This is a genomic window from Picosynechococcus sp. NKBG15041c, from assembly GCF_055380235.1.
Genome location: NZ_AP040363.1, coordinates 2,601,632 through 2,615,198 on the forward strand (window position 1 = coordinate 2,601,632; position 13,567 = coordinate 2,615,198).

At 50.5% G+C, this 13,567-nt stretch carries 8 protein-coding genes; 6 read left to right on the forward strand and 2 right to left on the reverse strand.

The window, feature by feature from the left end; all coding sequences use genetic code 11:
* The first annotated feature begins 100 nt into the window (after positions 1-100).
* On the forward strand, positions 101-1,642 hold the full coding sequence (locus ACZ45B_RS12485) for an NAD(P)/FAD-dependent oxidoreductase (RefSeq protein WP_024546672.1): 1,542 nt from the start codon (positions 101-103) through the stop codon (positions 1,640-1,642).
* 18 nt (positions 1,643-1,660) lie between these two features.
* On the opposite strand, the gene ACZ45B_RS12490 is transcribed toward ACZ45B_RS12485, so the two are convergent.
* A complete protein-coding gene (locus ACZ45B_RS12490) occupies positions 1,661-2,338 on the reverse strand; it encodes a uracil-DNA glycosylase family protein (RefSeq protein ID WP_024546671.1) in 678 nt (225 codons plus the stop codon).
* Between the two features lie 473 nt (positions 2,339-2,811).
* Here ACZ45B_RS12490 and ACZ45B_RS12495 point away from each other — a divergent pair, with 473 nt between their 5' ends.
* The 5 genes from ACZ45B_RS12495 (at position 2,812) to ACZ45B_RS12515 (ending at position 12,797) form a co-directional block, all read left to right on the forward strand.
* The gene (locus ACZ45B_RS12495) at positions 2,812-4,002 is read left to right on the forward strand and encodes a response regulator (RefSeq protein WP_024546670.1); all 1,191 of its coding nucleotides are present in this window, start codon (positions 2,812-2,814) and stop codon (positions 4,000-4,002) included.
* 108 nt (positions 4,003-4,110) lie between these two features.
* A complete protein-coding gene (locus tag ACZ45B_RS12500) occupies positions 4,111-4,473 on the forward strand; it encodes a response regulator transcription factor (protein ID WP_024546669.1) in 363 nt (120 codons plus the stop codon).
* 85 nt (positions 4,474-4,558) lie between these two features.
* Positions 4,559-5,050: a chemotaxis protein CheW gene (locus tag ACZ45B_RS12505; RefSeq protein WP_024546668.1), complete on the forward strand. Its 492-nt coding sequence runs from the start codon at positions 4,559-4,561 to the stop codon at positions 5,048-5,050.
* Positions 5,051-5,146: 96 nt separating this feature from the next.
* On the forward strand, positions 5,147-9,535 hold the full coding sequence (locus ACZ45B_RS12510; protein ID WP_024546667.1) for a GAF domain-containing protein: 4,389 nt from the start codon (positions 5,147-5,149) through the stop codon (positions 9,533-9,535).
* 115 nt (positions 9,536-9,650) lie between these two features.
* A complete protein-coding gene (locus tag ACZ45B_RS12515; protein WP_024546666.1) occupies positions 9,651-12,797 on the forward strand; it encodes a hybrid sensor histidine kinase/response regulator in 3,147 nt (1,048 codons plus the stop codon).
* 2 nt (positions 12,798-12,799) lie between these two features.
* On the opposite strand, the gene ACZ45B_RS12520 is transcribed toward ACZ45B_RS12515, so the two are convergent.
* Positions 12,800-13,453, reverse strand: a complete 654-nt coding sequence (locus ACZ45B_RS12520; RefSeq protein ID WP_024546665.1) for a DUF3318 domain-containing protein — start codon at positions 13,451-13,453, stop codon at positions 12,800-12,802.
* Positions 13,454-13,567: the final 114 nt, after the last annotated feature.

Below are 13,567 nucleotides of genomic sequence, written 5' to 3' on the forward strand. Positions count from 1 at the left end.
ATCTTGGTAATTCAAGTTTTTTTGAGTATTTATGACCATTGATCCCTGAGAAAATGATAAAAAGTAGCCACAGCACACGGAAAAATGAGAGGCGATCGCCATGGGTCAGGTAGAAACAATTTTGCGCGACATGCCTGGGGATCCCTTAACGGGCCTCAAGGCCGCAGACCAGCGCTGGCGGGCCTGGCGACAGGGGGAGATTCCCCACGACCCGATGGTGCAGACTGGGACGGACGAGTTTCCAGGCTATGACTGTGATGTGCTGGTATGCGGGGGCACCCTCGGTCTGCTCTTGGGGGCAGCGCTCCAGCGGCGGGGTTGGCAGGTGATTATTTTAGAGCGGGGCATGTTGCAGGGGCGGGTGCAGGAATGGAATATCTCCCGGGGGGAGTTGGAAATCTTGGTCGACCTAGAGCTACTCAGTGAGGCGGAACTACGGGAGGCGATCGCCACAGAATTCAACCCCCTGCGCATCCAGTTCCATGGGGGGGATCCCCTCTGGGTCAAAAACATTCTCAACATCGGTGTCAGTCCCCGCCGCCTGTTGGCTAAGGTCAAGGAAAAATTCCTCACTTGGGGCGGCAAAATTTTTGAAAACCAAAGCTGTACAAAGATCACGATTTCACCGGGTGGGGCGATCGCCAAAACGGCAAAATTTACCTTCCGTACCCGTTTAATCCTCGATGCAATGGGGCATTTTTCCCCCATTGCCCAACAGGTGCGCCAGGGCCAGAAACCGGACGGAATCTGTCTTGTGGTGGGGAGTTGTGCCCAGGGTTTTGCAAATAATAATAAAGGAGATTTAATCTACTCCTGCACACCGATCCGGAACCAGTGCCAATATTTCTGGGAAGCTTTTCCGGCCCAAGATGGCCGCACCACCTACCTATTCACCTATCTTGATGCCCATCCCCAGCGCTTTGATTTGGCCTTTTTGCTGGAAGAATATTTCAAGCTATTGCCAGATTATCAGCAAGTGGATTTAGAGGCCCTGGACTTTCAACGATTTCTCTTTGGTTTTTTCCCCAGTTATCGCCGCAGTCCCCTCCGTTATCCTTGGGGCCGTATTTTACCGATTGGGGACAGTAGTGGCGCCCAGTCTCCGGTGAGTTTTGGGGGGTTTGGGTCCATGTTGCGGCATCTGGGACGGTTAACCACCGGTCTGGATGACGCCCTAAAACAAGATTGTTGCGATCGCCAAGGGTTAGCTCTGTTGCAGCCTTACCAGCCGAATATTTCGGTAACTTGGCTATTCCAAAAGGCCATGAGCGTCGGCATCAATCAAACCTGTCCGCCTAACCAAATTAATGATCTGTTGAATGCTGTTTTTGGTGTGATGGCCCAGCTCGGTGAAGAGACTCTCAATCCTTTTTTGCAAGATGTGGTGCAGTTTAAGGGGCTGACACGAACATTGCCCCGGGTAGATTTTAAAACAGTGCTGCCTTTGCTGCCCCATTTGGGAGTGGGCGCCCTAGCCGACTGGTTGCGTCACTATCTAACCTTGGGACTCTATACCTCTGGGTATGGCCTCAGCCAGCGCTTACCCCTGGGGGATAGTTATCGCATCAAACGGCAGGTTGAAGCTTGGCAATATGGCTCAGGTCAAGATTTCCACGGCGTGCCAACCCAAGCAAATAGTTAACCGATAAACCCCACAAGGCTAAAAGGCGATCGCCCCCAAACGGTTTTGTAACATCTGCGGAAACTGGGCGTAATAGCGCTGGTTTAACGGTGAGGGGTGGGGCAGGGGCGCCAGGGTGACGATTTTTTGGTGCTCCATCCCCAGGGCATCCGTTGCCCGCAGGGTCACCGCTAGAGTGTTCTCGAAGCGATCGCCCCGCCGAAAAAAACCATTCACTTCTCCTGGGCGACCATAGGGCTCGAACCATTTAAACGCCTCCGTGCCCAGGGTAATAATTTGATTGCCCTCCCAGTGCAACACCAAAAGTCGCTCCACAAAAGGTCGAAACCGTTCTTTTACCGCCACTGCATAGGCTTTATTTCCTGGCGGTTTGTAGGGCACAGTGTTGGTTAACAGGAGGCGATCGCACACCGTTTCTAACTGCTTTTTATCAGAAACCCGTTGGTGGTGCATGGCGTAATAAAACCCCTGGCGCACCAAAGTGCCTGCCGCCCCATAGAGGGGTTGTCGGGCATGGACTTCATCTCGACCCAAGTCCCGCCCAAAAAAACACAAAGAGGCCTTCAGATTGCCGGCGTACAGTACAGGTTGTGTAGGTTCTAGCCGTGCGGCTTGGTAAATCGGCACATCGATGGGAAAAGGCTCCCGCTCCGCCTCTGTCCGCACCTGGACGATGAGGGTCGCAATATCCGTCATGGTCTTTTTTTAGAGAATGCAAAAGATCCTTGCCATTGTTGGCGATCGCTATGGCCCTTTGTCAACCTCACACCGCAAAATTCTTGGCATTAACATCCCCAAAATGACAAAAATGAATTAAATCTTCACAAAAAAATTAATATTATTCGTGCAAATATTGCGCCAGGTTCCATGTCCCTGCCAAAAAACAATCAACTTGTTTTTAAATGCAATAAAAATCCAAACAAAATCTGCCACTTCAACGCCTAAAAAATACTGCTCGAGAGAAAAAATCAACCTTGTGATTGCCAAAAAGTGAAAGATCTTTTAGCAAGCGATCAGTTAGACAATGTTTTACCTTTTAAGACTTAAATCGAACTGAAGGGATCAACAAACCGATAACATATTTGTTTTTGTGTATTGTTGCAAACGTTTTGTTAGTTGCCGAGGAGAATATGGGTATATTAATACCGAGAATGCTCTAGACATAGAATATGACTGCTGCCGGCAATACGCTCAATCTCATCGCCGATCAACTCAACCACCTCTGCCAAACTAGGGCAACAGGTGAGCTGATCGTGGGGAATAGTCAATACCAGGGACATATTCATCTCCTGTCGGGGCGTCTTCTCCATGCCACCGCAGGGATCCACTCCACCCGCCGTTGGAACCGCATCACCCAGCGACTCGCCCCCCAATGGAGGCCGAATCCCCAGGAGCTTAACAGTCCCCACATGTGGGAATACCAACTCCTCTACCAGGGGATTACGACGAAACAATTAACGGTAATGCAGGCGAAGGCGATCATTCGGGCGATCGCCCAAGAAGTCTTCTTCGATCTCGGTTGTTACCCCGATGCCAAGGTCGAATGGAACGAAAACCAAAAAAACGCCACAGAAATTGCCCTGAGCTTGTCCCTGTCCTATCTGGAAGTAGAACCTGACCTTAACCGCGTCACACAGCTCCAACAACAATGGCAGGCCGCTGGATTAGGGAACCTAAGCCCCACCCTCGCGCCAGTGCTCAAGCCCGGCATTGACCCCAGTGCCCTCGGCGTTTTGGGTCAATATCTCAACGGCGAATTTTCCATGTGGGATATTTCCATGCGCCTGGGTAAATCCGTTAATAGCGTTGCCAATGCCCTGATCCCTCTCCTTAAAAAACGCATTGTTCAACTCAAAAAAATTGCGGATCTCCCCCATCCCCTCGCCAGCACCGACAGTTCTGCTGGTAACAATAACCAAGCCAATGGCAGCGTGAGTCCGAAAAAACGAGATGCCCTTATTGCCTGCATCGATGACAGCCCCGTTATCCTCCAGACCCTCCGAAAAATTCTTGAAAGTGCAGGTTATCGGACCATTGGCATCAGTGAACCCATGCGGGGGGTTGCCAAACTTATCGAAAGCCAACCAGATATCATCATCCTCGATCTGGTCATGCCCAACGCCAGTGGCTACAGCGTTTGCAAATTCCTGCGGCAAACCTCTGTCTTTGAGAAAACTCCCATTATCGTGCTGACCAGTCGCGACACCCTAATCGATCGCAACCGAGCGAAGTTGGTGGGCGCTTCTGACTTTCTGGGGAAACCTCCAGATCCAGAAAAAACCATTGCCCTGATCGAAAGATACCTCGATGAAGTGGGCGAACAAGGTAGTGATTCTGCCAAGCTTCAAACAAAAACCTAAAACTCTTCTTGAGAAATTCTCATTCTGCCCCCTGTTTTTCTAGGTTTTCCCCTTTAGAATAAAGATTGCTACTTTACTTTAATTTCTAAATTTTCTCAGAGGTTTACGATGGCAACGCTATTACTTGTTGAAGACAGTCCGACTGAAGCACAAATCATTACGAGTTGTTTAGAAAATGCCGGATTTAGCCTTTTAAAGGTCACTACTGCTGAGGCGGCGAAAGCAATTTTAGATCAAAAAATGATTGATGGAATTGTGTTAGATGTTGTGTTGCCGGGTCAAAGTGGATTTGGTTTTTGCCGGGAGGTTAAAAATGATCCAAAAACTAAAGATATTCCTGTGATTATGTGTTCCAGTAAGTCTGAAAAAATGGATAAAAAATGGGCTAGTAAACAAGGTGCAAATGATTATGTTACCAAACCTATTGACCAAAACGAACTGTTAAATGCCGTTCGACGTTGGGTTCATTAGGGAAGCCTGTGACTGACCTGAGTTTGATTTTTGATTGTGGTCAGTCTTTAAACTTTCTTCTGCCCCATTACCTGAAGGATTTTCTATGACCGCCAATTCCCCCGCCATCGAAGGAACCACAACCCAGTATATTAGCTTCCTGCTATCCAATGGTTTAAGGGGCATGCTTCCTACCAGTCAATTGGTAGAAACCATCAATCTGGACTTGGGCAATATTGTCCAAATTCCTGATTTACCTCCTGTGGTGGTGGGGGTCTGCGGTTGGCGGGGTGAGGTGCTGTGGTTGCTGGATTTGGCCTATGCCCTGCGATCGCCACCGCTCCTTTCGGGGGACTATGCCGATGCAAAATGTAGTGTCCTCAGGGTCAATGTCAACAAACAAACCTTCGGTATTGTGGTCACAGAAGTGCAACAGCTGATCCGTTGCGATCGCCAAAATATTTCCCCAGAACTTCCCCCACAAATTGACCCAGATGTTGCCCCACTGGTAGCAGGAAAATTTCGACAACCCTCCGGTGAAATCATCCTCAATATCAACCTTGAAGCCCTTCTTGAGAGTATTAAACAGCCTGCTTAAACAGCGTCACACTACCGGAAATTCCCAGTTCCAGTGTAGATAAAGAGCCCCTGATTTTTTGTTCCCCTCTGAATTTTAAATTCTCCTAAAACTGCCATGACTCAAGCGCCTATCCGACCCAACAATCCCCAGAATAACAACCTCGATACCCAGACCTTCAGACATGACCGCAAAGAGCGGCCCATCGAAGAAACAGTAACCATTGTGCCCGTCCAATCGACCAATGCCAATCATTCCACATTGACCTCAAAAGCGGGGACCTTGGTCAATGAACTGAGTAGCCTCCGGTCAAACATCGACATGATGACAGAGGAACTCCAGTCCCTCTTGGCGACAGAGCGGGCAGCGGTAGAGCGGGCCGAACTCCTGAACGCGATGACTTCCCACATTCGCGAATCTTTGAGTTTCGAATATATCCTCAACGCCACAGTTTCAGATGCCCGCAATGCCCTGGATGTAGATCGGGTTGTGATCTATGTTTTTGATGACCCAGACTGGCTTGGGAAAGTTGCGTATGAGTCGGTGGAACGCCGTTGGCCCAGTGCCCTGGGGACGGCTTATTCTCTGATCGGCTTATCAGATCATGCCATTAAGCTTTTTCAACAGGGCCGGGTAGAAACGATTGATCACATTGACCATGCAGCGACTGCCGATGGCACTCAACTCGATCAACTACGTCAACTGGAAGTACAGGCCAGCCTAACTGCGCCCCTCCTCCTCGAAGGCAACTTATATGGTCTATTAGTGGCACATCAGTGTTCGATGGCCCGCCAGTGGTCAGAGTCGGAGGTGGAATTTTTCCGGCAATTGGCTGTGCAGGTAGGCTATGCCCTCGACCAAGCCCAATTGTTAGACCAGCAACGGACAGCGGCAGAACAGGCCCAGTGGCTGAATCAGATCAGTGCCCAAATTCGAGAAGCAGGGAGCCCCGAGGATATTTTTGCGGCGGTAGTGCAAGAGCTCCACAATGCCCTCAAAGCAGATCGGGTGGTGGTTTACCGTCTCGGGGAAGGGACTGAGGGGGGCCAGGTCATTGCTGAATCCATTGAACGACAGCTCCCCAGTATCATGGGCATGGGCTTAAACGCTCCTTGGTTGGATGCCAGCCACCAAGAGGCTTACTTACGGGGCCAATTAAATGCTGTCGAAGATATTTATGATGCCAACCTCGATGAAACAGTCCTCAATCATCTAAAGGGCAAGGGGATTCGGGCCAGTGCGATCGCCCCGATTATCAGTCGTCAAAAACTCATGGGCTTTTTGATGGTGCACCAATGTTCCCTGCCCCGGCGGTGGTCAGACAGTGATCTCGAAATTTTACGCCAGGCAGCGACCCAGGTCGGCACATCCTTAGATCAAGTTTTTGCCCTCCAGCAACAGGAAACTGCCGCTCTCCAAGCCCAGATTCTCAATGAATTGTCTTCCCGGTTAGGGAGCTTTAGTGACGTTGAAGAAATCATTGAAACCGTGGTTGACGACGCCCGAGAAGCCCTTAATGCCGATCGCGTTTTGATTTTCCGGATCAGCTCCCAGGATAAAGTGATGGCGATCGCCGAATCCGCCGATCCCCGCTGGAAAAGCCTCACAGGCAAGAGCCTCCAAGACTGTGGTTTAGACGAGCGCTATCTGAAACAAGCCCAAAGGGGAAAACTCACCACCATCAATCGCCTCGGGGATGCAGGTTTTAGTAATACCCAGCTCGAAGCCCTCGAATCTGCCCAAGTGCGTTCTCTCATGATTGCCCCAATCACCATTGAGCGGAATCTTTTTGGGCTGATGGTGGTACATAGCTGTCAGGGGTCACGACTATGGCAAGACATTGACAGCAACCTCCTGCGGCAGATTACGAACCAAGTTAACTTTGCCCTAGAACGCATCAGCCTCATTGAACAGCGGCAAATGACTGCGGAACGAGCCCAGCGCCTCAGTGATATTAGTGCCCGTCTTCAGGAATCCTTAGAGGTAAAAGAAATTTTGGGGGCGGCCGTAGAAGAAACCAGAGAAATTCTTGCTGCTGACCGGGCCATTGTTTACCGCCTCGACCAAAACTGGCGCGGTCTAATCAACGCCGAATCCGTTGTGCCCGGATTTGAATCGATCCTCGGCCTCAAGACCAATGAACCCCGGGTTACTGAAAAATTTGCCAAGTCCTACATCCGCGGTAAGGTGACGGCCTTCGCCAATATATACGAAGCAGACTTTATCGATTGCCACATCAAAGAGTTTGAATCCCATGCTGTCAAAGGCTACATGGCGGTAGGCATCGTCGCCAACCAAAAGCTCTACGGAATGTTGATCGTCCATCAATGTTCTGGGCCGCGCCAGTGGAGTGACACCGAAATTAATACCCTCAAGCAGATTGCCCAACAGATTGGTTATGTCCTTGAGCAGGCTTTCCTCAAAGAAGAACAGGAACGAGCCAAACGGTTGAATGAAACTCGGCTCCGTCTCCAGGAAGCGTCTGAGGTGGAAGCAATTCTCAACGTGGCCGTGGAGGAAGCCCGCACTCTACTGGGCACAGACCGGGCGATTGTCTATGAATTTGACTCCTCCTGGAAAGGAGTAATCACAGCAGAATCTTTGGCCCAGGGTTATCCAGCTACCCTCGGAATCCGCACCAATGAGCCCCACGTCACTGAAAAATTATCCAAGGGTTATCAAAAGGGCAAAATTTTGGCGATCGCCGATATTTTTAACTCCGATTTTGCTGATTGCCACGTGAATGAATTCTCCCCCTATGGCGTCAAGGGCTATATGGCAGCAGGCATCAATGCCAACCAACGGCTTTATGGCCTTTTGATTGTCCATCAATGCTCCAGTACCCGCCCTTGGACAGACGTCGAAATCGACACCCTGCGTCAACTGTCAGAACAGGTCGGTTATGCCCTAGACCAAGCCCTCCTCCGTAAGGAACAAGAACAGGCGATCACCCGGACACGGCAGGTGAACTTGATCAGTTTCCGGATCCGCGAATCCCTTGACCTAGAAAGGATTTTCCGGACTGGGGTGGAAGAAGCCCTGAAACTCATGGCCTGCGATCGCGTCGTGGTTTATCGCTTTGACGACAACTGGGATGGCCGCATTAAATATGAAGCGGTTAAATCCGGTTGGCGCAAACTCAGCGAAGACATGCTCACTTCTGGAGATACCCCTTGTTTCCCTGAAGACTATGTGGAGCCCTACCGCCAAGGCCGGGTTCAGGTGACCCCCGATGTTTCCCAAGCAGGCCTCACCGCTTGCCACGAAGAACAGCTCGGAAAATGGCAGGTAAAGGCTAACGTGGTTGTACCGATTTTGGTGAACCAAAAACTCTATGGTCTGCTGGGGGCGCACCAATGTGCCTCGACCCGGGAATGGGAAGCCCCCCTGGTAGAATCCTTCCGTCAGGTGGCAATCCAGTTGGGTTATGCCCTAGACCAAGCCCTCCTCCTAGAAGAGGTAGAAGCCTCCCGTCGCCAGGCAGAAGCTGTTTCCGAAGAGCAGCGCCAACAACGGGAACAGCTCCAAGGGCAAATCGAAAACTTCCTCGAAGAAATTGAAGACTCCTTTGAAGGAGATTTAACGGTCCGGGCCGATGTCACCCAGGGAGAAATGGGAACCGTTGCTGACTTTTTCAACGCCACCCTAGAAAATCTCCAGATTCTGGTGCAACGGGTTCAGGAATCCTCGACCATTGTGTCGGATACAGCCCAGGAAAGCGAATCTTTGATTCAAAACCTCTCGGCTGAGGCCCTCCGCCAAGCAGAAAGCGTAAATGCAGCCCTTGGTAAGCTTTCGAGTATGACCGCTTCGATTCAGGAAGTGGCCAGCAATGCCCAGGAAGCCCAGGCGAAGGTGCAGCTAGCAAACCAAACACTCCAGTCCGGCGATGTGGCCATGAACCGCACTGTACAAGGGATTGTCGCTATTCAGCAAACCGTAGAGGCCACAGCCCGCAAAGTGAAAAACCTGGCTGATTCTTCCCAGAAAATTTCACGGGTGCTCAACCTCATTCGGGAACTGGCCAATCAAACCAACTTACTTGCCTTGAATGCTTCGGTAGAAGCAACCCGGGCTGGGGAAGAGGAACAGGGCTTTGCGGTGGCGAACGAAGTCCGGACCCTTGCGGAGCAGTCCGCAAACGCCACCAAGGAAATTGAAGAGATCATCGAAGAAATTCAAGCAGAAACGAACGAGGTGATCAAAGCAATGGACATTGGCCGGAAGCGGGTATTGATTGGAACGAAATTAGTGAAAGGGACGCGTCAAGCACTGACGGATCTAGCCAAGGTTAGTATGAGTATTAACCGCACAGTTGAACAGATTGCGAATTCAGCATCTAGCCAAGTGGCTATCTCCAATGAGCTAAACCAAACGATGCAGGATGTGGCGAGTATTTCAAGCCAGACTTCTTCCCAATCGGTCAAAGTGGCGGAATCTTTCACTAAACTGCTTGGAGTTGCGGGAGAACTGCAACAGAGTGTGTCCCGGTTTAAGGTGAAATAACCTTCACTTTTATGGCTAAGGAGGAAAAGGCGATCGCCTTTTCCTCCTTACCGGACATACACAATAAGAACACTATCTTTTTACACATCGGTTGATTAGGGGACCACATCAGATAATGGCTAGGGAAACTGTTGATACCAACGATCAAGCCTACGAATTCTTTGTGCAAGAAGCACAGGAGCTCTTACAGCACCTCGAATCTGGTTTGATGACCCTTTCCCAGGATCATGAGACCCCAAAAATCCACGGCTTGATGCGGGCAGCCCATTCCATTAAGGGAGGGGCTGCCTGTGTAGGGTTGATGGCAATCCAGTCCATTGCCCACGACCTAGAAAATGGCATTCGTGCCCTCTACAAAGAAGATACGGTGTTCGATGTGGAACTGGAAAATCTCCTGCTTCAGGCCTATGATGCGCTTCAGGAGCCGATTAATCAACAAATTCACCAGGGAGTCTATGACCCCGACCATGCCATTGAGCGGGCTAAGCCAATCTTTGGTCAATTAGAACAAAAGCTAGGTCATGCCCTTGACGAGGCAGCAGAATTACCCGAGATGCAGATGGAGGGAGACATCACGGAATTTATTTTCAAAGAAGAAGTCCCCCAGGCCCTCGGCCGCCTCGAAAACTATGTCAAAAATCCTCCCAGTAAAAACCCAAAGGGGGAGCTCGCCTCACAAATTGAAGTGTTAGCGACCCTCGGCGATATGTTGAACTTAGAAGGTTTTGCGGCAATTGCTCAAGCTGCTAACGAAGCCCTCAAGGTCAATGAAGCGCAATACGTGCAAATTGCACGGTTGGCCCTCGCTGATTTTAAGGCAGGTCAAGCCGCGGTGCTCGATGGCGATCGCAGCCAGGGAGGGGAGCCCAGCGAAGCCCTTCTCCAACTAACCCAGGCGGGGGATCCCAGTGCCATGCTTTCGATGCCAGCACAGGAAGAACCATTCCTCAATGAAGCCGAAATTGCCTCCCTGGTTACCTTTGGAGAGTCTGATAATGACACTGGTGATTTTGATAATAGTTTGTCTCTAGATCCAGATGAATTGGCCGCCCTAGAATTTTTGACCCAAGACGCGACCACAGAAACGCCCATTTTGAGTGAAGCGGATTTGGCGGGATTAATCATCGAAGATGAAGCAAGTGACGATGCTGAAGCTGCCCCGGTAGATCTCGCCAGCTTTGTGATGATGGCAGAAGAAGAGCCCATTGCGGCGATCGCCGCCACTCCCAGTCCCCCAGCACCTAGCCCCGTCGCACCACCGTCCTCTGCCCCTGCGTCTATTCCGGCCCCGGAACCAGCTAAAAAAATAGCGGCCCCCGCAGAAACTGTCGTGCCGATGCCTGCCACGGCTGCCGCCAGTCCGGCCCTGCCCACCATCGATACCAGTACCTTGAGTGTCCGCTTAGAAATGGGCCGCCTCAACCACCTCAATAACCTGGTAGGAGAACTGGTCACCCAAGATAACAGTGCCTTACTCCGCAACAAGCAAAGCAGTGATGCTTTGAGTTCTCTCAAGCGATGGTATAACCGTTTCAACAAAATTACAGGCCAATTTCAGCAATATGCAAAGGAATTGATCATTAAAAATCCCCAGGCTCGGGTTCAACTGGCCCAGTTTGTTATTTTTGCCTCCACCATGACGGAGGAAATGGCCCAACTCAGTGAGACCATCGAAGATACGACTCTCATTGCCCAGCAGGATCAGCAAGCCCTCAAGCAGCGTCAACAAACCCTCAAGCAACTCGAAAATAACCTCCTCCAGGCCCGCATGCTGCCCATTGGGGATTTGTTAAATCGCTTTCCCCGGACAGTCCGAGACCTCTCGATCAAGGGTAACAAGCCTGTGACTCTCAATCTGGAGGGGACCAATACATTAGTTGACCGGGCGGTGCTCTCTAAGCTCTACGATCCCTTAGTACATTTAGTCCGTAACGCCTTTGACCATGGTATTGACTCCCCGGAAGAGCGTCTCGCCAGCAACAAATCTGAAGAAGGAACCATTACGATTAAGGCCTATAACCGGGGGAACTCCACCTACGTAGAAATCAAAGATAATGGTCGGGGCATCAATATTGACAAGGTGCGAGAAAAAGCGGTGCGCCGCGGTTTAGTCAGTCCCTCGGAAGCAGCAGCCCTGACCGATGCCCAAATTTATGAGCTGTTATTTGTGCCGGGCTTTTCGACGGCGGATAAGGTGAGCCATTTGTCTGGCCGCGGGGTAGGCCTCGATGCGGTACGCCTGCAAATTCGCGCCCTGAAGGGAAATATTTCCCTCACTTCAACACCGAATAAGGGGACGACTTTTACCCTCCGGTTGCCCTGGAGCATGACGATCACAAAATTATTAATCTTCCGGTGGCAGGAAAGTTTCTTTGCGATTCCGGTCAATAGTTTGTCGGCGATCGCCGCTGCCAGCAAACAGGATCTCCTCATGAAGGACAATCAAGAACAGTTCCGCTGGCAGGGCCAGAGCGTTCCCCTCGTCCAAACTCTCCTGAATCGATTTAACTATCCTGCCTCGATTATTGCTAGTCGCCAACAGATGGGAGCCCTCGCCCAAAGTAGTGCCAGTAATGTTTGGAATCAGGCGGGTCAGCAAATGATTCTCGTGATTACCCAGGGAACCGAAGCGGTTGGGCTGCGGGTAGACCAAATTTTGTTGGAACAGGATCTCGTGATCAAACCTTTCAGCACGGCGATCGCCCCACCAACTTATATGTCTGGTTGCACAATTTTGGGAGATGGCCGCCTTGTCCCTGTTCTAGATGGAGCCGCTTTGATAGAACGAGTTCTCCAAAAAGACAGCCAAAATGTGGCAATTATCGACACCCAATTGCAAAATCTCCAGCCGAAATTAGCTCTACCCACGGTGCTCGCCATCGATGATTCCCTGACCACAAGGCAAACCCTCTCGACGACTCTCCAAAAGGCAGGCTACCGTGTCATCCAAGCCCAAGATGGTGCCGATGGCCTCAATCAACTGGAGTTGCACCCAGAGGTAGAAGGGGTTATTTGTGATGTGGAAATGCCCCAGATGAATGGTTTTGAATTTCTTGGGCGCTGTCGGAAAAAACATCCGAAAACAGACCTGCCAGTGTTGATGTTGACGTCTCGCGGCAGCAAGCGTTACCGACAGTTGGCACAACAATTAGGGGCTAATGGCTACTTGACGAAGCCTTATTTGGATCAAGAACTCATTGAAACCCTGCAACAGGCTGTGGCCGAAACAAAAGCCCAACAAAAGGCGATCGCCAGCCCTTAGAATTAGCCCATTTTTGGGCGGCGCACCTGCTGGTCTTCCATCTGGGTTTTCGCTTTAGCCGCACTTTTGCGCAAAAATTGGAGACGCGTTTCATAGTCCTTCCGTCTGCGGCGATTGGGAGTCTGCTCAATCAATGTTTTTAGGGCACTACCTAAACTCTTGTAAGCGTTAGGGAGAGTGTAACCGAAACGGGTGGCTAGCCGGATGGCCTGTTCGTCTGCTTCAATGGCCACAGTCATCCGTTTTTCGCCACTATTTTTTTGCCATAATCGATAGCCGGAAAAGCTACAAAGGGCGATCGCCAAGACCAGTAAAAGACCATCTTGTACCCAAAGTTCCCCTACCGCGCCCCCTAAGCCGATGGCCAAGGCCGCCATTTCCCAGCCTTCCCGGGGAATCGTATCATTTTGCACCTTAGCAACTTCATGCCAAAAAAGCAGATTACGCTGGTCCAGGGCGAGGTTTTCCCATTTAGCCAAATCAATCTGAATTTCTACTTCATCTTTCCCCAGTTCTTCGCAGCGAATGAGCGGAGGATTCACCTCCGTGGTCCCTTCAACCATGACCCAACTCTGTAATTCAGGAGGGAGGAGCGTCTTAAGGCGACGAAGTTCACTCATTTCGGCTCTGGCAGAAAAAGTGGAATAGGAAGTCATAGGATCCGCTATCTGTAGATGGGCTAGGAAATCAATACTGGGTCAGTTAAATTTCATTGTAAACTTTTATGATCTAATCCTTACTATTAACTTGATGGAGTATCAAAAAAGACT